The organism is Micromonospora sp. NPDC049679 (assembly GCF_040659735.1).
In the GTDB taxonomy this organism is placed as follows: domain Bacteria; phylum Actinomycetota; class Actinomycetes; order Mycobacteriales; family Micromonosporaceae; genus Micromonospora_I.
Genome location: NZ_JBFANZ010000005.1, coordinates 130,010 through 153,004, shown reverse-complemented (window position 1 = coordinate 153,004; position 22,995 = coordinate 130,010). Strand labels below are relative to the sequence as shown.

The following is a 22,995-nucleotide window of genomic DNA, read 5'->3' as shown; positions in this document are numbered from 1 at the left end:
CCTCAGACAGTTGTCGAATCAGAAGCGTGTATTGCGTCCGGGTGCGCCGGGCCGGATGTAGTTGATGGACGGGCTCCGGCGTTCGGTGTCAGCCGCAGCACCCGGGCGCTCCGTGCGCCGCCGACGACCGAACCCGTTCCCTGACGCCGTCCACATCTGTCTGTGTGGTAACGATTTGCTCCATCTCGGCCTGATCGAATGCGCGGACCAGCGCAGGTAGGGCGTCGGCATGGTGGCGCGTGAGCGCATCCGGTCGATCTGTTCGGCGGCCCGGCGTTGCGGCGTGCAGACCTGTCCGCGCCCGTCACAGAACTCCACGCGACCGGCTCGGCGCGGCGACGACGCCACAGAGCAATCACGTCAGGCCCCCTGAGTAGATGATGTTCGAAGTAACGTCAGCTTGCAGGCTGGTTCGACAACTGTCAAGATAGAGACATGTCGAATCAGACGGCAACGGCGGACCCCGCGCCGACCCTCGGCGTCGCCTGCTGCGACCCACTGATGTCCGCCCCGCTCGACGTCGAGCAGGCCACAGACCTGGCCAAGGCGTTCAAGGCGCTCGGCGACCCGGTGCGCCTGCGGCTGCTGTCGCTGATCACCTCCGCGAAGGACGAGATCTGCGTCTGCGACCTCAGCGCCGCCTTCGACCTGACCGGGCCGACCATCTCGCATCACCTCAAGGTGCTGCGCGAAGCCGGGCTGATCGACGGCGAACGGCGCGGCACGTGGATTTACTACCGGGCCCGCCCGGAAAACCTGCGCCCGCTCTCCGCGCTACTGGACACTCCCGCCTGATCGACGGATCGTTCACCTGCCGGCCATCCGGATGCGGCGTCGCGTCCACTCGCCAGGTTGTATCATCAGGGCGTGATATCAGCCGCAGGTGATGTAAGAGCGGACGTGGCGCTGCGGCTACTGGCCGATCCCACCCGCGCCCGCATCGTCGAACTCCTTGCCGACGAGACCCTGTGCACGTGCCACCTCGTCGCCGAACTCGACGCGAAACAGACCAACATCTCCAACCATCTGCGCGCGTTGCGCGAGGCCGGGATCGTCGTCGCCGAGCCGGCCGGACGCTTCACGTACTACCGGCTCGTCCCCGAAGCGCTCGACGCCGCCGCGGACCAGCTCGCCGCGCTCGCTCAGCGCGCCCGCACCGCGGCACGCACCGACGCCCGACGGGAATGCTGAATGTCCATCACCGAAGCCCCGAACCAGGCGGCCCGCAGCGGTCGACTGTCAACGCTGGACCGGCTGCTGCCGGTCTGGATCGGCGCCGCCATGGTGCTGGGCCTACTGCTCGGCCGGTTGATCCCCGGGCTGAACAACGCGCTCGACGCGGTCAAGATCGGCGGGATCTCCGTGCCGATCGCCCTGGGCCTGCTGGTGATGATGTATCCGGTGCTGGCGAAGGTCCGCTACGACCGGCTCGACACCGTCACGCGCGACCGCCGGCTGTTGATCTCTTCGCTGGTCATCAACTGGCTGATCGGCCCGGCGGTCATGTTCGTCCTCGCCTGGCTGTTCCTCCCGGACCAGCCCGCCTACCGCACCGGTCTGATCATCGTCGGCCTCGCACGCTGCATCGCCATGGTGATCATCTGGAACGACCTCGCCTGCGGGGACCGGGAGGCCGCTGCCGTGCTGGTCGCGCTGAACTCGATCTTCCAGGTCCTCGCGTTCGGGCTGCTCGGCTGGTTCTACCTGTCTGTGCTGCCCGGATGGCTCGGCATGGAACAGGCCGGCCTGTCGGTTTCGGCGTGGGACATCGCCGCCAGCGTCCTGGTCTTCCTCGGCATCCCGCTCGCCGCCGGGTACCTCACCCGCAAACTGGGCGAACGCGCCAAGGGACGAACCTGGTACGAGGAGAACCTGCTCCCCCGCATCGGCCCGGTCGCCCTCTACGGGCTGCTGTTCACCATCGTGCTGCTCTTCGCGTTGCAGGGCGACACGATCATCTCGCAGCCGTGGGACGTCGCCCGCATCGCACTTCCGCTGCTCGCCTACTTCGCCATCATGTGGGCCGGCTCCTTCGCCCTCGGCAAGGCGATCGGCCTCAGCTACGAACGCACCACCACCCTCGCCTTCACCGCGGCCGGCAACAACTTTGAACTCGCCATCGCCGTCGCGATCGGCGTCTTCGGCGTCACCAGCGGCCAGGCCCTCGCGGGCGTCGTCGGACCGCTCATCGAAGTCCCCGTCCTGGTCGGCCTCGTCTACGTCAGCCTCGCCGCCCGCAACCGGCTCTTCCCGGCAACGGAGCAGTCATGAGCATCGAAAACGCCAAGCCCAGCGTGCTCTTCGTCTGCGTCCACAACGCCGGCCGCTCCCAGATGGCCGCCGGCTGGCTGCGCCACCTCGCCGGCGACACCGTCGAGGTACGTTCCGCCGGCTCCGAACCCGCCCACCAGATCAACCCCGTGGCCGTCGACGCGATGCGCGAGGTCGGCATCGACATCACCGCCAGCCAGCCGAAGATCCTCGACTACGCCACCGCCGAGGCCTCCGACGTGATCATCACCATGGGCTGCGGGGACGTCTGCCCCGCCTTCCCGGGCAAGCGCTACGAGGACTGGAAACTCGACGACCCCGCCGGCCGGGGCCTGGACAGCGTCCGTCGCATCCGTGACGAGATCCGCGACCGCGTGCGGAACCTGCTCGACAGCCTGCCGCCCACGCAAGCACCCGCATAGCCGCACATCCCATCCGAGCCAGGCCCTGGACACTCCCGCGCCGGTGCGCCGCGACATCAGCGAACTAGCGTCGACGTCGTGGAGACGACACACCGGCCCGCGTCGTCCCCCGGTTGGCGCCGCTGGCCCTACGGGTGCGCCGGGCGCGGGCGTACGGGTTCCGCGGCGTCGCCGAACTCGACATCGACTACCGCGACAGCCCCGCCGTGACCGACATGGGTTCCGGCTTGGACGGCCGTCCGCGCGCCGGCGACCGCGTTCCCGATGGAACCGCAACCGTGGACGGCCCACGACCTCCGGCTACACGACCTCCTGCACCACCCCGGCTTCCAGCTACTCCTGTGTGGAGATACTGCCGCGTGGGACTCCTCCGCGGTCCGCGGCCTCGCCGCCGGCTACGGCGGCCTGCTCACCGTGCACCGGGTCGCGTCAACCGCCCTCAGCGGCCCTCGGCACGATCAGCGCGTCGCGCAGTACCTGGTCCGCCCGGACGGACACATCGCCTACCGCGCCGCGGGCACCGACCTGGCCGGTCTCGACCGGTACCTCGCCACCTGGCTGACGCCGGGTCGAACCGGTTGAACGAACCTGCGGCGGCGACCGCCGACGCGGTACGCGGGGCGGGTTCCACCTGGTCGTCCGGACGCGGGAGCGGCACCCCACACCCGGTCATCCGCGCACTCGATCAACTACACCTCGGCGGGCGTCACCGACATCAGGCGCGAAGTTGCGGGGTGAGGTCGTCCAGCGTCAAGCCACCGAGGCCGTTCTGCTCGATCCGTGCCGTCAGCGTGCGCGCCCACGCGGTGAGCCCGGCGGCGTCCACGCCGTGCGGCGCGTCGCTGGCGCAACTCTCCACGCGGTCGGCAGCGCGTCTCAGCAGCTCCATCCCTCCGACCGCGTTGCCCCGCCGCGCGTGCGTGAGGCCCACGGCGAGCTGTGCCAGCCCTCGCCACAGCTCACGTTCGGCCTCTGGGGCGGCCTTCCAGGCGCTCTCCAGCACCTCGTGCGCCTGAAACGCGCGGCCCGCGTCGAGGAGTCGCTGCGCCTCGGCGAGCGCCTCGTCCGGAGGTAGCGCGAGATCGTCGGGAATGGCTTCGACGCCGGCGGCGCCGCGCGGCAGGGGTCGACCCAGCTCGTCACGGGGACGGGCGTTGCGCGGACGCCCCGCAGCGTCCCTGTCGCGCTCACCGCCACCGGCTGAAGTCATCGCTTCGACTCGTGGCTGACAGCGCCGCCACACACCGGAACACGAAGGCGCACGCACAGCACTTGCGGCGAAATCATGGAAGCAACGTACCGTGCACCCCATCCTGATGCCCGCGCTGATCCGACTGGAGCACGCCGAATTGCTGCGCGACGGCCGAGCGGCGCCACCGGCTCGCCGCCTCGACCGTCCCGCCCCTTCACGGGGCTGCGACGCCGGACCGGTCACCGGCGCGGGATGCCCGTCCCCGGTTGGCCGGTCCGTTCCGGCAGCTCCCCGTGCCCGTCCTTGACCACGTTCCGGTGCAAGATGGTGTGGCCGCAACGCGAGATCAGCACTTCACGTCGACGCCGCGTGCCCTCATCCACGGCGCGGGGTTGAGTTGTTTCCAAAGCCCTCGGTGCACCTCGAAGTGCAGATGCGGCCCGGTCGAGTCCCCGGTCGAGCCCTCACGACCGATCAGTTGCCCGGCTTCGACCGACCGCCCGTGTTTGACGGTGGTCTTGTTGAGATGGGCGTAGTGGGTGAAGATGCCGTTTCCGTGGTCGATGACGACCGAGATGCCGTACCCGCTGTAGAGGCGGCCAACGCCGTAGACCTTGCCGGCGGAGGCGGCGTTGACGGGGGTGTTTTCCGGCTCCGCGTAATCGATCCCCTTGTGCATCGTGCCCCATCTGCGTTCCCAGCAGGAGGTGACCTCGGCACCGGGCATCGGGCTCACCCATTTCGCCTTCTTCCCCCTCTCTGCCGGCGGCCGCAGTGGCTGATCGACCTGCGCGAACCGCGCGCCGTCGCCTCGGGCCTGTTCGGCATTGACCGCCGTCGCGGCCTGGGCCGGTCGGCCAGCGCCCGTCCCGGCCGCGACTGCCGTGCCACCAACCAGGAAGCCGACGAGCACCGCGAAACGGAGGACAACCTCACGAATGCTCGTATGAATTCTGTCGGAGGTATTGACGGTGCGAGCACCGCCCTCACTGCGTTTTTCGCGTGACGTTTTCGGGTGCACGGAAACCTCCCCATCATGAATAATCAGAATCGGTATCCGGCGTGGTCATCCCCCACAACGCGGTCGGCGTTTGCCGCCGGGGGCGTCAGCCCGGGGGAACTGAGGGGATCGGGCGAATCGAGAGCTCGTTCAGTTTCCACGTACCGTCCAGCTCAGCGAGAACTCCCCCGGATAGCGCTGGCGACGCGATTGCGTTTGATGCGCTTGCCGCATGAACGCGGGCAAGGGATGCATCTTCTCGCACACTGATTCCACATGAATCTGATACCCTCCCCGACCGGCGACTCACCCCGTACGGCGAGCGTCATTCAGCCCGCCCGTGTCCGGGCGCCGACGCCGTGGGCCAGTCACGACGCCATCGCTACCGCTCGGCGGTCCATGGCCGCGGCAGCGTGGCGAGTCCGGCCACGGGCTACCTAACAGGACCAGTCGTGACACCCGCCACGAAGCCGCTGCAAACAGCGGCGAACAGTCCTAACCGGCAATCCGCGGCCAGGCGCGCCTCTCCTGTTCATGACTCATCGAACGGAACCTCACCGGGCACGCAGGGGTGCGGCACTCATGCCTTTTCGTCGTCGTCTTCGGCGCGCGCCGCAGCCTCTTTCTTCGACCCGGGCGCGAGGGTTTCGCCGCGGTCGGGCACCACCTCGCCGGACTCGATGGCCTTGCCCGGCTCGACCCCGCGCAGCTCGGCACTGAGCTCGACGAGCTCCTGGCCGCCGGCCATCTCCGTCGTCAACTGCGTCAGCGTCAGCTCGTCGCGGTGGGCGTCGAGCACGACCCGACCCAGCTTGAGGATGACGAAGTGGTCACCGACGAGGTAGGCGTGCTGCGGATTGTGGGTGATGAAAATGACGCCCAGGCCGGCGTCGCGGGCCTTGATGATGTACCGCAGCGCCACGCCGGACTGCTTGACGCCGAGCGCGGCGGTCGGCTCGTCGAGGATGATCACCTTGGCGCCGAAGTAGATCGCCCGGGCGATGGCGATGCACTGGCGCTGGCCGCCGGAGAGCCCGCCGACCGGCCGATCGAGATCGGTGATGACGATCCCCATCCGGTGCAGTTCCTCGTGGCAGATCCGCTTCATCTTGTCGATGTCCAGAACGCGGAACGGTCCCTTGCAGATCTCGTTGCCGAGGAAGAAGTTCCGCCATACCGACATCAGGGGCGCGAGCGCGAGGTCCTGGTAGACGGTGGCGATCCCGCTGGCCTGGGCGGCGCGTGGTGACCCGAACCGGCACGGAGCCCCGTTGAGCGTCATCGCGCCGTCGGTGTAGTCGTGCAGGCCGGAGATGATTTTGATCAGGGTCGACTTGCCCGCACCGTTGTCGCCGAGCACGCAGGTGACCTCGCCCTGGCGAACCTTGACGCTGACGCCACGCAGGGCGTGGACGTTGCCGTAGCTCTTGCCCACGTTGTCGAGTTCGAGGATCGGCGCGTCCGGGCGTCCGGCGACGAGGTCTCGCTCGCTGGTCGCGGTGCTCATCGCAGATCCGCCTTCTTCTTGACGTACATGTTGACGATTGTCGCCAGCAGCAGCATCAGGCCGAGGAAGGCCTTGAACCAGTCGGGGTTCCACCCGGCGTAGTTGATGCCGAGCTGGGTCATGCCGAAGATCAGCGCGCCGATCGAGGCGCCGACGACCGAGCCGTAGCCGCCGGTGAGCAGGCAGCCGCCGATCACCGCGGCGATGATGAAGATGAACTCCTTGCCGACGCCCTCGCCGGACTGGACGGTGTTGAACTGGAACAGCAGGTGCATGCCGGAGAGCCAGGCGCAGAAGCCCGCGGCCATGAACAGGGCGACCTTCGTCGCGCGCACCGGCACGCCCACGGCCCGGGCGGCCGCGGCGTCACCGCCGACGGCGAAGATCCAGTTACCCATCCTGGTACGCAGCAGCACGTAGGCCGCGATCACGGTGAGCAGGAACCAGTAGAGGACCGTGACCTTCAGGTTGACCGGCCCGAGGGTGACCTCTGACCCGAAGATCTTCTGTGCGCTGGCGAAGCCGTCCATGTCGGTGATGTCGGAGCTGGCGACGTTGCCGGTGAGCAGCCGCGTGACGCCGAGATTGACGCCCTGCAGGATGAAGAGGGTGCCGAGGGTGACGAGGAAGCTCGGCAGGCCGGTCTTGAGCAGCAGCCACCCGTTGAACGCGCCGATGGCCAGGGAGATCGCCAGGGCCAGGATGATACCGACCCAGACGTTGAGGCCGAAGTTCCAGGCGAAGAGGGACGCGGACAGGCCGGAGGTGGTAACCGCGACGCCGGTGGACAGGTCGAACTCGCCGCCGATCATGAGCAGCGCCACCGGGACGGCCATGATGCCGATGGTCGAGGCCCCGTAGAGGATCGTCCCGACGTTGGCGACGTTACGGAAGGGCTCCGCCACCGCCATGAAGAGCAGGAAGATCACGATCGCACCGATGAGCGACCCGACCTCGGGTCGACTCAGCAGCCGCGGCGCCAGGGCGCGGGCGGCGACGCGGTCGTCGCCCGCCGCCCCCGCGCTGGTCGGCTCCGTTGCCGTGACGGTCACGTCAGATCACCTCGTGCCGTTGCCGGCGAACGCCTCGACAGCCGCGACGTTGGAGTTGTCGATGAAGGCGGGACCGGTCAGGGTCGCCTGGCCACCGCCGATCATGTTGCCGTTGAACTTGTAGAGCCACAGGCTGTCGACCGCGAGGTAACCCTGGAGGTACGGCTGCTGGTCGACCGCCCACTGGACCTGACCGCTCTTGATGGCAGTCACCAGGTCCTTGTTGGTGTCGAAGGTGACGATCTTGGCCTGACTGTTGGCGTCCTTGACGGAGTTGACGGCCGTCAGCGCGAACGGCGCACCGAGGGTGAGCACGCGGTCGATGCTCTTGTCCTGCTGGAGCTTCGAGGTGATGGCCGCCTGCACGCTCGGCATGTCGGTGCCGGTGACGTAGATCTTCTCGGTGTTCGGGAACGTCGACTTCGTGCCGTCGCACCGGCTCTCGTGACCGACGTTGCCCTGCTCGTGGATGACGCAGAGCGCCTTCTTCGCGCCGTCCTTCGTGAGCCGCTCGCCGGCCGCCTGTCCGGCGATCTTCTCGTCCTGGCCGAAATAGCCGAGCACGCCCATGCTCTTCCAGTGGTCGATCCCGCCGTTGAGCGCGACGACGGGGACCCCGTTCTGGCTGGCCTTCTGCACGTTGGCCTTCATGGCCTCCGGCTTGGCCAGGGTCACCGCAATGCCGTCGACCTTCTTGTCGATCGCCGACTGCACGAGGTTGGCCTGGTTCGCGCCGTCCGGGTCCGACTGGTACTGCAGGTCGATGTTGTCCTTCTTCGCCGCGGCCTCGGCGCCCTTGCGGACCAGGTCCCAGAACGTGTCGCCCGGGGCCGAGTGGGTGATGAAGGCAACGGTCATCCTGGGGGTGCCCGCCCCCGCGGCGTTGCCGGCACGATCGTTCTCGGCAGCCGCTTTACCTCCGCTTGAGCTGCAGGCCGCGAGCGCGAGCACCGTCAGGGCGCTGACCGCGAGCACGGACGCGCGGGACGTACGAGTCATGGTTCTGCCTTTCACTGTCCGCCACGGCATCGGGACGGATCTGGGGGAACGGGGGTGTTCAGGTTGGTGATGCGGTCGTATGAAATTACGCCGTGCATGGCGATCGGTGGTGCCGGCAGGTGCTGCCGTGAGAGTTACTCAACGTAGTGGGCCGCAGGATCGCAGGTCGACCAGGGGCGATGGGGATCATCGTCGGGTCGGTCATCGGTGCATGGTCTCGGGTGGCGCCAGGTACGGGCGCTGGGTGGCCTTGTGCGCGACGTACGTGTCGTAGGCCCGCCGCGTGGTCTCAAGGTCGCTGACCTGGCTGACCGGGACATCCCACCATGACTCGCTGTCCGGGCCGTGCACGGTGGGCTCGGTCTCGACATGGATGACGACGGGACCGCCGTCCGCCGGGGCGGCCCTCGCATTCTTGATCGCCTGCTCCAATTCTCCGCGGCTGTGCACCTCGATGACGGTAGCGCCGAGGCTGCGGGCGTTCGCGGCGAGGTCGATCGGCAGCTTCCCGCCGTCGAGGCGACCGGTGGCGCCGTTGCGAAAGCGGTATTTCGTACCGAATCGCTGCGAACCGAGCGATTCCGAGAGCGAGCCGATGGAGTGGAAGCCGTGGTTCTGGACCAGGACGACGATGATCTTGACCCGCTCCTGCACCGCGGTGACCAACTCGGTCGGCATCATCAGGTACGAACCGTCGCCGACCAGAACGAAGACGTCCCGATCGGGGTCAGCGAGCCGCACCCCGATGCCACCGGGAATCTCGTAACCCATGCAGGAGTAGCCGTATTCGACGTGGTAGCCCTTGCGGTCCCGGACCCGCCACACCTTGTGCAGGTCGCCCGGCATGGAGCCGGCGGCGCAGACGACCACGTCCCTCGGGTCGGACAGCTCGTTGACGCAGCCCAGCACGGTGCCCTGGGTGAGCACACCGTCGGGCAACGCCTCGACAACTCCCCTGGGCGGGTTGTAGGTCAGCTCCACCTGGGCGTCCCAGTCACGCCGCAGCGTCTCCTGACGCGCCCGGTACGCCGGGTCCACGGCGTACCCGTCAAGGGCCGCGGTGAGCGCGGTGAGAGCCTCGCGCGCGTCGGCCACGACGCACCGGCCCGCGTGCTTGCCCGCGTCGAACCGGGCGATGTTGATGTTCACGAAGCGGACGTCCGGGCTCTGGAAGGCGGTGCGCGAAGCGGTAGTGAAGTCGCTGTAGCGGGTGCCGATGCCGATGACGACGTCGGCCTCCCGGGCGAGCGCGTTGGCCGCGGTCGTGCCGGTCGAGCCGACGGCGCCCGCAGCCTGCGGGTGCGCGTACGGCAGCGAACCCTTGCCGGCCTGGCTCTCGCCGACCGGGATGCCGGTCGCCTCGCAGAACGCGCGCAGCGCCTCCTCCGCGCCGGCGTAGTGCACCCCGCCCCCGGCGACCACGAACGGCCGCCGGGCCGAGCGGATGAGCGCGGCGGCGTCGGAGATGTCGACGGCCTCGGGTAGCGGCCGGGGCACCCGCCAGATCCGTTCGGTGAACAGCTCCACCGGCCAGTCGAACGCCTCTGCCTGCACGTCCTGCGGCAGCACGACGGTCACCGCACCCGTTTCCACCGGGTCGGCGAGGACCCGCGCGGCGCCGAGCAGGGCCGAGGGCAGCTGCTCCGGGCGGTTTACCCGGTCGAAGAAGCGCGACAGCGGACGGAAGGCGTCGTTGACGGTGAGGTCCGCGCCGTACGGCGCCTCGAGCTCCTGGAGCACCGGCCCGGATGCCCGCGTCGCGAACGTGCCCGAGGGCAGCAACAGCACCGGGAGCCGGTTGATGGTGGCGAGCGCGGCGCCGCTGAGCATGTTCGTCGAGCCGGGGCCGACGGACGCCGTGCAGGCCCACGTCTGGAGCCGGTCCTTCTGCCGGGCGTAGGCCACCGCCGTGTGCACCATGGCCTGCTCGTTGCGGCCCAGCACGTAGGGCAGGCGCCCGTCGCCGCCGGCAAGCTCGTTCTGCAGCAGTGCCTGCCCCACGCCGGCGACGTTGCCGTGACCGAAGATCCCGAGGCACCCGGCGAACAGCTTCTGGCGTTGGCCGTCGCGCTCGGTCCACTGGTTGGCCAGGAAACGTACGACGGCCTGGCCCACGGTCAGGCGGACCGTTTCCGCGCTCGATGTCATCCGCGTCCTCCGAACGGCAGTCTTCGATCCACGTCCTGCTGCGTCCAGGACTTCCGCACCCAGCCGTGGGCGGGGTCGTCGCAGATCAGCCAGGCCCGGGTGGCGCCGGGGCCGGCCATCACGTTGAGGTAGTACAGGTCGTAACCGGGCGGTGCCATCGCCGGACCGTGCCACCCGTGCGGCACGAGCACGACGTCGCCGGAACGCACCTCGGCGAGGACGTCGATCGGCCGCTCGTTTGTGCCGTAGACCCGGTGGTACCCGACGGGGTCCGGAGCCCCGGCCGGATCAACGCCGGCGGCCTCCGGCCGGACCTCGAAGTAGTAGATCTCCTCCAGCTCGGTCTCCACGCCGTCGCGCTCCTCGTCGTGCTTGTGCGGCGGGTACGAGCTCCAGTTGCCCGCCGGCGTGATCACCTCGCACGCGATGATCGAATCGGCGTCGAGGACCTGCGGAGTGCCGAAATTGCGCACTTCGCGCGAGGCCATGCCGGCGCCGCGGAGTTCGACCGGAACGTCGGCCACGGCCACGTAGCGCAACGGCAGCGGCGCCGGCAGTTTCCTCGCCTTCGCGCCGCAGAGCGCGACGGTGGCCGGACCCGCGCCGGCGTTCCGCACCGCGACGCTGGCACCCCGCGGGACATACGCGACGTCGGTCGGACCGGCGAACGGGCTCTCCCGTCCCGCGAGCCGCACCTCGTGGCGCTCTCCGGCGTGGTCGACGGCCGTGACGTCCAGGCTCCCCCGCAGGGGCACGACGATGACCTCGCTGTCGCCGGCGGGGAGGCCCACCTGACGCGTCGGGGCCAGCGTGGCGACCCGCAGACTGGTGTGCTCCCACCCGTCCAGAGCGTCGGTGATCGACACCTGGAACTCGCCCTCGTCGGCCGCCCCGAAGGGGTGGAACCAGCGTCCGTCGTCGGTCATCGCCGGTCCCGGTGCACGAGCGCCGAGGCGATGTCGACGGCGGCGGCGACATCGCCGCCCGGGGGGAAGAGCAGCGCCCGCCCGACGACCAGCCCGCGCACAGCGGGCAGATCGAGGGCCCCGCCCCACGCGGCGTACGTCTCGTCGGGATGGCCATCCGGGTCACCGCCGAGCAGGAGCGTCGGCAGTGTCGTGGCGTCCATCACCCGCTCCAGGTCGTCGACGACCGGCAGTTTCAGCCACGTGTGCTGGCTCGTCGCCCCGAGCGCAGAGGCGATGTGGATCGAGGTGATGGTCGAGTCGGGGTCGAGGAGGTTGCGCACCCGGCCGTCCCCGTGGACGGAAAGGAAGGGCTCCACCATCGCCATGACGCCATGGGCGGCCAGCTCGGTGACGACGCGGGCGGTCGCCTCGAGCGTGGCCGCGGTCGCCGCGTCGCCGAGGCAGATCCGGGTGAGCATCTTGCCCCCCTCAAGACCCCGGGCCACGATCTCGTGCGTGGTGTAGGCCGTGAACCGGTCGTCGAGCTCGAAAACCGCGCCGTGCAGACCCCCCCGATTCATCGAACCGATGGCGACCTTCTCCTCCAACGCGCCCATGAGGAGCAGGTCGTCGAGGACGTCGGGCGTGCCGAGGACGCCGTCGACGCCGGGACGGGACAGCGCTGTGCGGAGCCGCTCCAGCAGATCACTGCGCGACGCCATGGCCCGACGATCACCCCGGACGCCGAGTGCGCCGCGGGCCGGGTGGTCCGCTGCCACGATGAGCAGCCTGCCGTCCCCGCCCACCAGCTCGCGCCGCTTGCGCGCGGCCCAACCGGCGGCGATCCGCTGCGGCTCGCGCACCCGGATCTCGGTCAGTTCCCCGATGCCCGGTCGGCCCGACGTCGTGGTCATGGTGACCCGTCCTCTCCCTGACCGTCGAGCATGGCCTCGACCTCGGCCTCTGTCGGCATGGCGGCGGAGCATTCGAGCCTGCCGGCGACGATCGCTCCGGCCACGTTGGCGAACCGCAGCACGCGGCGCACGTCCCACCCGCTGCGCAGCCCGTGGACGAGGGCGCCGCCGAAGGCGTCGCCGGCACCGAGGCCGTTGACCACCGTCACGGGGAAGGGCGGCACCTGCACGCGCTCGTCGGCGGTCGCGGCGAGCACTCCCCCGGGACCCTGCTTGACGATGGCGAGCTCCACGCCGCGCTCCAGCAGCGCGTTCGCCGCGCGCTGCGGATCGGTCTCACCGACGGCGACCTCGCACTCCTCCCGGTTGCCGACCGCGACCGTGACGTGCGCAAGCGCCTTGCCCACCTGCACGCCGGCCTCCGCGGGGTCCGGCCAGAACATGGGCCGGTAGTCGAGGTCGAGAACGGTATGCGTCCGCCGCCCGCGGGCCTGCCAGGCGGTGAAGTGCGCCGAGCGGGACGGCTCCTGCGACAGCCCGGTGGCGGTGGCCCAGAAGACCGCCGCCTCACGGACCGCGTCGAGCGGGATCTCGTTCGCCTCGATCATCAGGTCCGGGGCGGTCGGGTAACGGTAGAAGTACAACGGGAAGTTGTCCGGGGGGAAGATCTCGCAAAAGGTCACCGGCGTCGGTGGCCCGTCCACCTCGCCGACGAAGACGTCGTCGACGTCGAAGTCACGCAGCGTCCTACGGATGTAGCGGCCGAACGGATCGCGGCCGGTGCGCGTGATGATGCTCGTACGGCGCCCGTGCCGGGCGGCGGCGACCGCGACGTTGGTGGCGCTGCCGCCGAGAAACTTCTCGAAGCGCGTGACGTCCTCGAGTCCCACGCCGTGGTCGAGCGGGTAGATGTCGACGCCGCACCGGCCCATGGCCACCAGGTCATACGGCGCCGCGTCAGGGGGAACGCGCGCCATCCGTCAGGCCCCTGCCGTACTCGGTCCGCTGGTCGCGGCCGGGTCACCGGCCACGGCGAGCAGATGCCGGATGCTCGCCCGTACGTCCGCCGCCGGGTCGGGCCCCTCTCCCCCGTCGCCGGGCGCGCCGGCGAGGATGGTGTCCTGCTCGAGGACGTACCAGCCGGCATATCCGTTGCCCTCGAGGGCGGCCACGATGCATCCGATGTCGACGTCGCCCTGGCCGAGCGGAACGTACATGCCGCCAGCCACGGCCTCGGTGTACGTGGCCTCGCCGGACTGCACGCGGCACGCCCAGTCGATCCGTACGTCCTTCAGGTGGATGTGGGCGATCCGCCGGGGGTGCTGCTGCGCCACGCCGACGGGGTCGCCACCGCCGATGAGGAGGTGCCCGGTGTCGAGGCAGAGGGCGATGCGGCTGCCGGCGAGCACACGTTCGGTCTCCTCGCCGCTGGAGATCATCGTGCCGACATGCGGATGCAGCGTGGCCACGAGTTCGCGGCCGGATGCCGCAGCGGCGATGCGGTCGAGGTTGCCCAGCAGGGTCGACCAGCCGGACTCGTCGAGGACCGGGCGGTCGTCGTAGCCATTGACGCCGCTGACGGCGGCGATGATGACGGTCGAGGCGTGGGCTGCGACCAGCCCTTCCATCGCGCGCTCGACGTCGGGGAGCGGGTCGTGTCCCGGGTCGTGCAGGACGACGGGGACGAACTGCCCCACCGCCTTCAGGCCGAACTCGGCCAGCGCCGCCGCTTTGGCCCGCGGGTCATCGGGCAGGAAACCGTCGGGGCCGAACTCCGTGCCGGCCAGGCCGAGCTCACGCATCTGGCGCAGCACGATCTCCGGTCCGAGCTGGTAGCCCCAATCGGGGACCTCGCAGACGCCCCAGGAGATGGGTGCCCCGGCGACGCGCCCGGCGACAGGGCTGGCAGCGGGCATCGCCTCAGACCCCCTTGATCTCGGCGAGCGCGACGGGCCTGCGCTGCGCCCGGGAGAGCTCGCACGCCTCGGCGACGCGGAATGCCTCGAGTGCGTCGCGGACGGTGCACGGCGACGGTCGACCACCCCGCGCGACCTCGATGAACGCGGCTAGCTCGGCCCGGTACGCCGGGAGGAAGCGTTCCATGAACGACCGTTTCCGGGGGCCTCGCGGGAAGTCCACGTCCGCCTCCGCCGAGTGCATCGCCAGCGAGTGGTCCAGCCCGACCGCGATCGTGCCCCGGTCGCCGAAGACCTCCATGCGAACGTCGTGGCCGCCGCCGTTGTAGCGGGTCGAGGAGACGAGGACGATCGTGCCGTCGTCCATGGTCAGCAGGGCGCCTGCGGTGTCGATGTCGCGGGCGTCGGAGAAGAAGCGGGCGCCCTTGTTGGCACCGGTCGCGTAGACGGAGGCCACCTCGCGGCCAGTGACGAACCGGAGGATGTCGAAGTCGTGCACGTTGCAGTCGCGGAAGATCCCGCCCGAGGTCGGGATGTAGGACGCGTGCGGTGGGGACTGGTCGTGGGTGTTGGCCCGGATGCTGTGGATGAAGCCGAGTTCGCCGGACTCCACGGCCCGCCGCGCGCGCCGGTAGCCGGCGTCGAAACGCCGTTGGAAGCCGACGTGCACCGGCACGTTGCTGGCCGCGGCGAGGTTGGTCAGTCCGATGGTCTCGGCGAGGGTGGCCGCGACCGGCTTCTCGCAGAACGTCGGCACGCCGGCGGCGATGCCCTGGCGCAGCAGGGGGGCGTGGCCGGGGGTGGCCGTGGCGATCACGAAGCCGTCGATGTGCGACGCGAGCAGTGTCTCGGCGTCCGGAGCGACCTCCACCCGGAGCTCGTCGGCGAGGGCCTTGGCGGCCTCGAGGTCGGTGTCCATGACCACGAGCTCGTCGATCACACCAAAGCCCACCAGCGTCCTGGCATGGAAGGCACCGATCCGTCCGACACCCGCGAGCCCGATGCGCATCGGCGTCCCGTCCCATCACCCGTCGTCAGGTCGTGCCTGCCGTCGCATGCTCCGTCCGGCCGCCGACCGTCGCGTGTAGCCTGCCCGCCCAGCGAACAGCACGTCAACACCTTGTCCTGACATCGTTACGTAACGTCTTTCGGCACGACCCGGATCGCGCCAGCGCCGGCGCCGCCCGCAGGCGGCGCCGGCCGGTGCCTTCACCGTCGGTTGGCCGGTCAGATCCGACGGGCGGTACGCCACCGCTCCGCCCAGTAGCCGCGACCGTCCAGCGTGGACTCGCCCGCGAGGTCGCCCATCGTCGGGCCGTCCGCCTGGGCGCGGCTGGACATGAACCGGGGGTGCCCACGGTCGTCGCGTCCGAGGTACATGCCCGAGTGCTCGATGTGGCCGTCGAGCACCGGCCCGGCGTTGAAGAACAGCAGGTCGCCGGGGAGCAGGCGGTCGACCCCCTGGGCCCGCTGGCCGGAGTTGGGCATCAGCTGGGCTCCGGGGCCCACCTCGGCCATCGCGTACGCCCGGCGCGGAAGACCCTCACCCGCGGTGTTCGTGCCACGCAGGGGGTACCCGAGCCGGTAACCGTAGACCATCCGGAGGAAGCCGGAGCAGTCGATCGCCAGTTTGCGCTCCGGTGACGGCCTCTGCTTCTTGCCGTCGGGGAACTCCCACCGCACCCCGAGGTAGTCGTAGAAGTCGGAGGCCTCGTCACGCCCATCGGGATCGTCGGCCGAGAGCGGCCCGAATGAGGCGTCGCCCGAATACTGCCGTCCCTCGTTGTCCTTCTTCGCCGGAGCACCGATCATGTATTCCCTTGCGATTGCCAGAACGTCGGGCGAGCGGTCGTTGCGGGCCGCGGCGAGCCAGTCGGTGAACCACTTCTGCGATTCGGCGCCCGCCTGCCACGCCTGCGGCGCGAGCCGGACCCAGAGCTTGGTGTGCACCTTCGCCCTGGTGAACCGCGGCTCGTCGAAGGTACGGGGCGGACCGTAGATGTGCGCGGTCCGGGCGCCATCGGTCATGATCGCGACCGGGTTTCCGGACGAGTCCATGATCTCCGTACGGTCCGGTGCCGTCGATCGGCGGTAGCTGTAGCCCGACGTACCGTGTGTCGGGCTTTCGGACCCCTTTCCCGTACCAAGAGTGAGCGCCGGTTGGTCCGCCGGCGACGGTCGCGCCACGACATAGGTGGTCGTGGCGACAGCGACCAGCAGAGCGATCCCCGCGGCACTCAGCAGAGTCTTCCGGTATTTCATGCCCATCTCCTCTCTGATCGTCGGGTGAGCTGTCAGGTGACCGGCACGAAACCGGCGACAACGCCGCTGAACGCGACACCGAATGTCATCGCGGTCACGATGATGGTGGCCAGAATGGTGGCCTTCGGTGGCTGACGCACGAGCTGGTACGCGATCAGTCCGGGAATGACGAAGCCCAGCGTCTGGTGGGCGAACAGCAGTGGGAAGTCACGCTGGACGATGACGAACAGGGTCAGTTGCAGGAAGACGCTGAGCAGCACGATCGCCGCGAACAGCCGCTTTCCGTAGAGGATCACCACCCGCTGCATCAGTCGGGTGAGGAAGTACGTGACCACGGTCATCACCACGATGATCCCGGCCTGCAGCGGATCCTCGATGAGCGTCAGAGCGATCCAACCGGGGGAGATCATGCCGCCCGGTGACAGGTTGGTGGTCAGGTAGCACAGCAGCGCGAATACCAGTCCGATGCCGAGGTTCGCAGTGGCCAGCGGCGCGCTGAACTCTCCGTTGTACGTCATCATCGGATCCTTTCCCGCGTGTTCGTACGAGGCGTCCGGGCGGATGGTGAGCCGTCCTCGCAGGACCAACTCGGCAGGGCCTCCAGCTCGTGGAGCAGCACCTCCCCCTGGCCGTGGATGTTCCCCACCGCGATGATGGAGGAGCCGTCCGGCGTTGCTGCGGTCACGCCTTCGAGCAGGCGGTCCGGGACGAGCTTGCCGCCGAGGTCGACGACCCGGTCCTGAAGTTCCCCGGGCACCGTGTTCCGCGCGCTCTTGGTCGCCTCGCCGATCAGCACGATGGTCTGCGGTTGAACCTGCGCGCTCATCTCGCCCATCTGACCGTTGCGTTCGATCCGGTCCGGGCGGCAGTTGATCACCATGGTGAGCGGACGACTGATGAGCTCCTGGTCCTCCAGTTGCCGGATGTTCATGAAGGTGGATTCGGGGTCGTTGGCGGCGAAGATGTTCGCGAACCGGATCCGCTTGTCGCCGTGCATCACCCGTGCGACCGCGAGGACACCGGGATCGGGTGGTGCCTCCCACATGCCGGCCAGTGCCCTCTGGCGGTCGACGCCGAGTTGCTCGGCGACGGCCAGCGCGATGGCGACGTTCTCCTTGAAGGTGATCCAGCCGAACCCGGCCATCTCACGATCGCTCACCGACTCCGGGTCGACCGCGATGAGGCGGCAGTCGCGCCGATCGGCTTCCTCCTGCAGGATGGGCAGCCGCTCCCGCTCGGCCGTGATGCAGATACCTCCCACCGGCATCGAGCGGCTCAACGACCGGGCGACATCGTCCAAGGTCGGTCCCATCTCCGTCAGATGGTCCTCGCGCACGTTGCACAGCACCCCGATCGTCGATCGGATCAGCTTGCTCTGATTGGTCTCCTGCAACGCCGGCATCACCGCCATGCACTCGATGACGAGAGCATCCGGGTGGTAGACGGCGGCCCGGCGGACGATGCCGATCTGCTCGGCCACGTTGGCGATGTCGAACTTGCGATGCACCGGCTCTTCCGTGGCATCCGGGAAGATGAACCTGGCGGCCGTGCCGGTCGTCTTGGCCACCACGACCCGTTCGCCGCCGCGCAGCGCACCGGCGCAGAGCCGGGTGATCGAACTCTTGCCCCGGATCCCGTTGACCAGCACGCGTTGCGCGATCTTGTCCAGGTTGCGGTAGTGGTTTCGCTGCTCGATGACGCCGGCAGCCAGCAGAGCCAGGCAGCAGAGGACGAAAACGGTGTACAGGTAGATCACGTCAACTCCTTCCGCCCCGATCGGCCGGGGGCGTTCGGCTCAGTCGCGAGGAGAGCCCTCGGCGCGGCCAGGACCGATCCGCTCCTGCAGGCGGGGGCAGACCGCGCAGTTCTCCCCCGTGCCGCCCATCCGGCTCGCACCGCCGAGTCGGTCAGGACCGGTGTGCCGGACCTGACGGCAGATCTCCAGACACATCGCCACCGCGCCGACGTCGTCGTGGCGTTGCGGCGGGATCGGCACGTCGAAGGAGCCGGTCCGGATCCGGTCCGCTTCACCGGCCAACTGCCGCAACGGCCGGGCGAAGACGTAGAAATGCCACACCTGAATGAGCAGCACGATGCCCGCCGCGATACCGGCGATCAGCAGCGTCCAACGCCGGCTGAAGCTTTCCGGCAGCAACAGCCCGGCCAGGTCCTGCTCCACCACGACCGACCACTTCAGGTGGGCGACCGTATTCGGCGCGCTCAGGCCGGCTGCGGCGAGCAGTGCCGGATCGCCCCCGGGAGTCTTCGCCCGTCCGACTGTCGCGCCCGTCAGCGCCTCGGTGGCCGCCTGCCGTGCGCCACCCTGCAACGCCTGGAAAGCCCGGAAACCCTCCGAGTCCAGGACCGTACGCAGGTCCGAGTCGACGACGCGTACGCGCCCGTGGTCCTGGCGCATCCTCCCCAGCAGATAGTCGATGTCAAACTCACCCACCAACGCGAAGCCGTTGGCGACGGGCCGGAAGGCGTAGACCACCGGCAGGCGCGAGGTGTGGTCGTCCAGACCGATGCCGCCCTCACCGGACAGCGGCTTGGCCGCCCGGAGCGGCTCACGTCCGGCCGAGCTGACCACCGACCCGCTCGGATTCACCAGGTAGAGACCGCGGAAGCGGCGCTGGTCGGCAAACTCGCGGTCGAGGGCCGCGGTCGCCCCCGCCCGGTCAGTCACGTCGGGCGACCCGGCGATGCGGGTCACCCGCTGCAGACCGTTGTCCAACGCCTTGCCCAGGGCGGTGCTCGCCGCCTCCGCCCGGCTCTCCTCGTCCTTGACCAGTTGATCGGGGACCGACGGCCCGGATGCCGCGAGTGTGGTCGCCACGGCCGCTGCCGGCCACAGCAGCGCCACCACGGTGGCGGCGGCCAGCCCCTGCGTCACGGTCGGCCGCCACCGCATGCGCCGTGCGGCAGGAGCCGAGGGATCGCCGGAGGTAACGGCGAGCGCCCGCACGATCCGGTGCGCCTCCGCGACGCGCAGCCGCTGCCGTTTCTTGGTCACCGCGCCGCAGGCATCGCCCTTGACGTAGTTCAACAGCGCCCGGACCGGCCCGACCAGCGAAACCCGCATCAGCAGGAAACTCAGCCCCGCCATCGCCAGCAGGATCAGGCCGAGCACCGCGCCGCGGGTGGTGGAGGTGCCGCCCGTCACGTCTGCGACGATCAGGGATGCCACCGTCAGACCCGTATCCCCCACCGGTGCGGACGAGACGACCAGCTGCTGGTCCGGCCATTCGGTCACGGTGATCGGGTGGCTGTCGCGGGACTCGGACTGTGCGAGCCCGCGGAACACCACCGGCAAATGGACCTCGTCGACAGCGCTGACCCCCTGCATCAGGGTGCTCTTGCCGTCCGGTGCGATCACGAAGATGCCCTGGCGGGCATCGGAGTTGAGCCGAGGGGTGCCGATGTCGAGCGGTTGCATCGCCAGCAGCGTCCGTGAGGCGTCCAGCGTCGTGCTGCGGACCATCGACGGGCCGTCGGCGGTCACGATCGGGAACGTGGCGTTGACGGGGAGCGCCGGCGGCAGCAGCTCGAAGGGGACCGCGGGGCCGAGCGCCGCCAACGGGCGCCGGGTCGAGGTCTCCACGATCGCGGCGCCGCTCCAGGTCGACGCGTCCCCTACCACCTGGTTGAGCAGTTCGGCATCAGGCGTCATCGCGGCTACCCCCGCCGCGACCAGCCGGTCGAGGTCCTCGATCGAGTGCTCGCTCGGCAGCTCGATGCCGGCGGCCAGCTTTGACACGTTGTCCCGCTGCGAATCGACCACGGCCGGGGGCACCCCCCGCTCGTGGTTGAGCGCAAACCCCAGCACCATGACCGCCGCCAGGAACATCGTCGCCCAGAGGTAGACCAGCGATGGCTTACCGGAGCCGGCGGGAAACGCGGCGGTCGGTAGCTGTTGGTCAAGCGCGCGGCGCCGCGAGGCGACCACCTGCTCGTGCGACAACTGGTCGGTCTGCCGGTCACGCGCATGCTGTGCGGGTCTGCCCTCTCTCTTCATGGCGACCTTCCCTTCCAACGAACATCGGAAGTTGCACCGTCCGGCTCGGTGATCGGACTCGCCGGGGTGAGACGCGCATCGCGGGAAGCTGGAACGCGATGCCTGCATAGAAGACGTACCCCGACGAGCTTCGTGAACGCGCCCTGCCCGAGCCAGGACTGCGCGGCCGCCGCGGTTCTGATTCGTGGTCGTTGTTGCCGAGCCGGCGGTGACACCACGGCCGTAGCCGGCCGCGGCGCAGGAAAGCCTGCGATGCGACCGGCTAATCGTGTCCCGCGCGTCAGCGCCCGAGCGCGGTCCCATCCCTGCGCGGGTCCGCCGCGCCGATAAGCCGATTCCCTCGAACCTCGATCGCGGTGATACCGCTGTTGAGTGGTACGACCCGGGCACAAGGATGGCCGCGCGCCTTGAGTTTGGCGAGGTTTCCTGCGACCGGCTTCTGTGTTTCGAGCTCGGAGGGCACTCCAATTACCCCTTGGCAGTTACCGGTGATCTCCTGCCCGCTGTAATGGCCCTGAGCGATCGCCTCGGCCGGCCCCATGTCGTCAACGATCACGCCGACCAGCGTTTGGGTCACATAGTCAGGGATGTGCCCGCCGCCGGCAGCGCCCACCACGAGCTTCAGTTTCTTCGCCTCGCGGTCGAGCACGACGGTCGGCGCCATCGCCGCCGCGGGTCGTTTGCGCGGCTCCATCACGTTCACCCCCTTGCCGGGTGAGATCGACGAGGTGTCCGTGAAGTTGTTCTGCGCGTCGTTGAGAATCATCCCCCGTGCCTCGAGGTGCGACCCGAAGTGACTGTTGATGGTCGTCGTCATGGACACGGCGTTTCCGTCGGCATCGACGATGCTCATGTTGCTCGTTGGATTGCCGCCGTCCTGGGTACTGGCGTCAGCGCTGGGAGCGGCCGCGGGAGCGGCAGCTCCCGCAGGTTTCCCGGGCCGAACCGGATGGATCGCCCGGGTACCGGAGAAGAGCGAGAAGCGCTTGTCGAGATAGCCGCTGTTGAGCAGCCCGGCGACGGGCACCTTTCGGTAATCCGGGTCGCCGATGTAGGCGCGGCGGTCGAAGTTCGCCAGACGACTGGCCTCGAGCGAGAGGTGCGTGCGCTTCGCCGAACCGGGGTCCGTCGTCTGCACCTCGCCGCGGTCGAGCATCCCGAGCATTTCCAGGACGGTCACTCCTCCGAACGCCGGCGGCGCGGAACTGCAGACGACCACCCTGAAAACATCACCGCACACCCGGTCGCGCTCCACCGCACGGTAGTCGGCGAAGTCGTCCACGGTCATGAGACTGGGTATCACCGCAGGGCCCTGTTTGTCCCCGACGAGCTTGAACGGGCCCCTGCCCGCACGTTCCACGATCGCCGGAGCGATCTTGCCGTTCGGATCGTAGAACGCGTCCGCGCCCCCCTGCCGGATCTCCCGCAGCACCTCCGCGACCTCATCGTTGTACAGCGTCGCCCCCACCGGCTTCGGCGTGTCACCGTGGCAGTAACGCACACGCAGGTCCGCGTAGTCGCAGCGCTTCGACCCGTCGACGCGCTCCCCGAGCCCGGCGTGCAGGTTCGGGGGCATCGGGAAGCCACCCGCGGCCAGCCCGATGGCGTCGTCGAAGAGCTGATCCCACCGGAGGGCGCCGTACAACTCATGCACATCCGAGAGCACGCGGACGGTCCCCGGAACACCGAAGGCCCGTCCGGTTGCGGAGACCGCGCCCGGGAAGCGATTGACCCCGAAATCCTTGCGCTCCTGATCGGTGGGGGTTTTGAGGTTTCGGGCCACGCTCTTCGGAGCCCTGGCAAGACCGTCGAAGAACCGGACGGTCCGTTTATCGGCATCCCAGTAGGTGATGAGCGTGCCGCCAGCCAGCCCGGAGGCATGTGGCTCGACAACCGTGAGGACGGCCTGAACGGCTACTGCCGCATCCACCGCGCTGCCACCCTTGGCAAGAACCGAACAACCAGCCTCGACCGCGAGAGGATTCGCGGCCGCGACCATGAATTTCTTGCCGGTCGCATCTGCTGCTGGTCGTCCTTTCGGATTCTTGCAGCCATCGGCACGCGAAGACACCGTGTCCGCGCCACTGGGTCCTATCACAACGGCTGCCAGACCCAGTGTCGCCACCAGCGTCGGGATGAAGTAGCGCAGCTTGCGTGCAGACATATAAGGACCTTTCGAACTCGATGCGGTATGGGCGCCGAGCTGAACGTCAAGACGTCGTCGCAAGAACTTTTCACCTGTCGCGGGCCGATTGTCCCGGCTGTCAGGTTCGTCCACCACGTTCCCCGCTACGGGGTGTGCGACCAACCGCGCGACTGGTCGCGCCACCCCCGGCTTGGGCACCTGCCAGCGATATCCCTGTACCCTCAGCAACCTCCGGTTAACTTG

21 protein-coding genes are annotated in these 22,995 nt (G+C 69.1%); 5 read left to right on the top strand and 16 right to left on the bottom strand.

Annotated features, from left to right (window positions below; genetic code table 11):
• The first annotated feature begins 501 nt into the window (after positions 1 to 501).
• The 5 genes from AB0J06_RS05725 to AB0J06_RS05705 all read left to right on the top strand — a co-directional run bounded on the left by AB0J06_RS05725 (position 502) and on the right by AB0J06_RS05705 (position 3,275).
• Complete coding sequence (locus tag AB0J06_RS05725; protein WP_357425075.1) at positions 502 to 795, top strand: metalloregulator ArsR/SmtB family transcription factor; 294 nt, start codon at positions 502 to 504, stop codon at positions 793 to 795.
• Between the two features lie 105 nt (positions 796 to 900).
• Positions 901 to 1,191 (top strand): metalloregulator ArsR/SmtB family transcription factor, encoded by a 291-nt coding sequence (locus tag AB0J06_RS05720; protein ID WP_357425013.1) that lies wholly within the window; start codon positions 901 to 903, stop codon positions 1,189 to 1,191.
• Entirely contained in the window at positions 1,192 to 2,271 is a 1,080-nt protein-coding gene (arsB, locus tag AB0J06_RS05715) for an ACR3 family arsenite efflux transporter (protein ID WP_357425011.1), read from the top strand.
• Entirely contained in the window at positions 2,268 to 2,693 is a 426-nt protein-coding gene (locus AB0J06_RS05710; RefSeq protein WP_357425009.1) for an arsenate reductase ArsC, read from the top strand. The genes arsB and AB0J06_RS05710 overlap by 4 nt, the downstream gene beginning before the upstream one ends.
• A 264-nt stretch (positions 2,694 to 2,957) precedes the next feature.
• Complete coding sequence (locus AB0J06_RS05705) at positions 2,958 to 3,275, top strand: hypothetical protein (protein WP_357425007.1); 318 nt, start codon at positions 2,958 to 2,960, stop codon at positions 3,273 to 3,275.
• A gap of 133 nt (positions 3,276 to 3,408) precedes the next feature.
• Here AB0J06_RS05705 and AB0J06_RS05700 read toward each other — a convergent pair whose 3' ends face one another.
• The 16 genes from AB0J06_RS05700 to AB0J06_RS05625 all read right to left on the bottom strand — a co-directional run bounded on the left by AB0J06_RS05700 (position 3,409) and on the right by AB0J06_RS05625 (position 22,770).
• Positions 3,409 to 3,903 (bottom strand): DUF309 domain-containing protein, encoded by a 495-nt coding sequence (locus AB0J06_RS05700; RefSeq protein WP_357425005.1) that lies wholly within the window; start codon positions 3,901 to 3,903, stop codon positions 3,409 to 3,411.
• A gap of 328 nt (positions 3,904 to 4,231) precedes the next feature.
• Complete coding sequence (locus AB0J06_RS05695) at positions 4,232 to 4,906, bottom strand: M23 family metallopeptidase (protein WP_357425003.1); 675 nt, start codon at positions 4,904 to 4,906, stop codon at positions 4,232 to 4,234.
• 559 nt (positions 4,907 to 5,465) lie between these two features.
• A complete protein-coding gene (locus AB0J06_RS05690) occupies positions 5,466 to 6,392 on the bottom strand; it encodes an ATP-binding cassette domain-containing protein (protein WP_357425001.1) in 927 nt (308 codons plus the stop codon).
• A complete protein-coding gene (locus tag AB0J06_RS05685) occupies positions 6,389 to 7,444 on the bottom strand; it encodes an ABC transporter permease (protein WP_357424998.1) in 1,056 nt (351 codons plus the stop codon). Before AB0J06_RS05685 ends, AB0J06_RS05690 begins: the two co-directional genes overlap by 4 nt.
• Positions 7,445 to 7,450: 6 nt before the next feature.
• Entirely contained in the window at positions 7,451 to 8,443 is a 993-nt protein-coding gene (locus AB0J06_RS05680) for a sugar ABC transporter substrate-binding protein (protein WP_357424996.1), read from the bottom strand.
• 201 nt (positions 8,444 to 8,644) lie between these two features.
• Positions 8,645 to 10,591, bottom strand: a complete 1,947-nt coding sequence (iolD, locus tag AB0J06_RS05675) for a 3D-(3,5/4)-trihydroxycyclohexane-1,2-dione acylhydrolase (decyclizing) (protein WP_357424994.1) — start codon at positions 10,589 to 10,591, stop codon at positions 8,645 to 8,647.
• The gene (gene iolB, locus AB0J06_RS05670; protein ID WP_357424992.1) at positions 10,588 to 11,517 is read right to left on the bottom strand and encodes a 5-deoxy-glucuronate isomerase; all 930 of its coding nucleotides are present in this window, start codon (positions 11,515 to 11,517) and stop codon (positions 10,588 to 10,590) included. Before iolB ends, iolD begins: the two co-directional genes overlap by 4 nt.
• Positions 11,514 to 12,413, bottom strand: coding sequence for an aldolase (locus tag AB0J06_RS05665; RefSeq protein WP_357424990.1), 900 nt, complete (start codon positions 12,411 to 12,413; stop codon positions 11,514 to 11,516). Before AB0J06_RS05665 ends, iolB begins: the two co-directional genes overlap by 4 nt.
• The gene (iolC, locus tag AB0J06_RS05660; protein ID WP_357424988.1) at positions 12,410 to 13,390 is read right to left on the bottom strand and encodes a 5-dehydro-2-deoxygluconokinase; all 981 of its coding nucleotides are present in this window, start codon (positions 13,388 to 13,390) and stop codon (positions 12,410 to 12,412) included. Before iolC ends, AB0J06_RS05665 begins: the two co-directional genes overlap by 4 nt.
• A gap of 3 nt (positions 13,391 to 13,393) precedes the next feature.
• Positions 13,394 to 14,329, bottom strand: coding sequence for a TIM barrel protein (locus tag AB0J06_RS05655; RefSeq protein WP_357424986.1), 936 nt, complete (start codon positions 14,327 to 14,329; stop codon positions 13,394 to 13,396).
• Positions 14,330 to 14,333: 4 nt separating this feature from the next.
• On the bottom strand, positions 14,334 to 15,338 hold the full coding sequence (locus AB0J06_RS05650) for a Gfo/Idh/MocA family oxidoreductase (RefSeq protein WP_357424984.1): 1,005 nt from the start codon (positions 15,336 to 15,338) through the stop codon (positions 14,334 to 14,336).
• A gap of 218 nt (positions 15,339 to 15,556) precedes the next feature.
• Positions 15,557 to 16,591: an NlpC/P60 family protein gene (locus tag AB0J06_RS05645; protein WP_357424982.1), complete on the bottom strand. Its 1,035-nt coding sequence runs from the start codon at positions 16,589 to 16,591 to the stop codon at positions 15,557 to 15,559.
• 32 nt (positions 16,592 to 16,623) lie between these two features.
• On the bottom strand, positions 16,624 to 17,109 hold the full coding sequence (locus AB0J06_RS05640) for a poly-gamma-glutamate biosynthesis protein PgsC/CapC (protein WP_357424980.1): 486 nt from the start codon (positions 17,107 to 17,109) through the stop codon (positions 16,624 to 16,626).
• On the bottom strand, positions 17,109 to 18,347 hold the full coding sequence (pgsB, locus tag AB0J06_RS05635) for a poly-gamma-glutamate synthase PgsB (protein ID WP_357424978.1): 1,239 nt from the start codon (positions 18,345 to 18,347) through the stop codon (positions 17,109 to 17,111). The genes AB0J06_RS05640 and pgsB overlap by 1 nt, the downstream gene beginning before the upstream one ends.
• A 39-nt stretch (positions 18,348 to 18,386) precedes the next feature.
• Positions 18,387 to 20,606 (bottom strand): HAMP domain-containing protein, encoded by a 2,220-nt coding sequence (locus AB0J06_RS05630; protein WP_357424976.1) that lies wholly within the window; start codon positions 20,604 to 20,606, stop codon positions 18,387 to 18,389.
• Positions 20,607 to 20,886: 280 nt separating this feature from the next.
• Entirely contained in the window at positions 20,887 to 22,770 is a 1,884-nt protein-coding gene (locus AB0J06_RS05625) for a gamma-glutamyltransferase (protein ID WP_357424974.1), read from the bottom strand.
• Positions 22,771 to 22,995: the final 225 nt, after the last annotated feature.

Bases quoted from the DNA above. Each gene is read 5' to 3' on its own strand.
- AB0J06_RS05725 (WP_357425075.1), top strand. From the start codon at position 502: ATGTCCGCCCCGCTCGACGTCGAGCAGGCCACAGACCTGGCCAAGGCG.
- arsB (WP_357425011.1), top strand. From the start codon at position 1,192: ATGTCCATCACCGAAGCCCCGAACCAGGCGGCCCGCAGCGGTCGACTG.
- AB0J06_RS05710 (WP_357425009.1), top strand. From the start codon at position 2,268: ATGAGCATCGAAAACGCCAAGCCCAGCGTGCTCTTCGTCTGCGTCCAC.
- AB0J06_RS05705 (WP_357425007.1), top strand. From the start codon at position 2,958: ATGGAACCGCAACCGTGGACGGCCCACGACCTCCGGCTACACGACCTC.
- AB0J06_RS05700 (WP_357425005.1), bottom strand. From the start codon at position 3,903: ATGACTTCAGCCGGTGGCGGTGAGCGCGACAGGGACGCTGCGGGGCGT.
- AB0J06_RS05690 (WP_357425001.1), bottom strand. From the start codon at position 6,392: ATGAGCACCGCGACCAGCGAGCGAGACCTCGTCGCCGGACGCCCGGAC.
- AB0J06_RS05680 (WP_357424996.1), bottom strand. From the start codon at position 8,443: ATGACTCGTACGTCCCGCGCGTCCGTGCTCGCGGTCAGCGCCCTGACG.
- iolD (WP_357424994.1), bottom strand. From the start codon at position 10,591: ATGACATCGAGCGCGGAAACGGTCCGCCTGACCGTGGGCCAGGCCGTC.
- iolB (WP_357424992.1), bottom strand. From the start codon at position 11,517: ATGACCGACGACGGACGCTGGTTCCACCCCTTCGGGGCGGCCGACGAG.
- AB0J06_RS05665 (WP_357424990.1), bottom strand. From the start codon at position 12,413: ATGACCACGACGTCGGGCCGACCGGGCATCGGGGAACTGACCGAGATC.
- iolC (WP_357424988.1), bottom strand. From the start codon at position 13,390: ATGGCGCGCGTTCCCCCTGACGCGGCGCCGTATGACCTGGTGGCCATG.
- AB0J06_RS05655 (WP_357424986.1), bottom strand. From the start codon at position 14,329: ATGCCCGCTGCCAGCCCTGTCGCCGGGCGCGTCGCCGGGGCACCCATC.
- AB0J06_RS05650 (WP_357424984.1), bottom strand. From the start codon at position 15,338: ATGCGCATCGGGCTCGCGGGTGTCGGACGGATCGGTGCCTTCCATGCC.
- AB0J06_RS05645 (WP_357424982.1), bottom strand. From the start codon at position 16,591: ATGAAATACCGGAAGACTCTGCTGAGTGCCGCGGGGATCGCTCTGCTG.
- AB0J06_RS05640 (WP_357424980.1), bottom strand. From the start codon at position 17,109: ATGACGTACAACGGAGAGTTCAGCGCGCCGCTGGCCACTGCGAACCTC.
- AB0J06_RS05630 (WP_357424976.1), bottom strand. From the start codon at position 20,606: ATGAAGAGAGAGGGCAGACCCGCACAGCATGCGCGTGACCGGCAGACC.
- AB0J06_RS05625 (WP_357424974.1), bottom strand. From the start codon at position 22,770: ATGTCTGCACGCAAGCTGCGCTACTTCATCCCGACGCTGGTGGCGACA.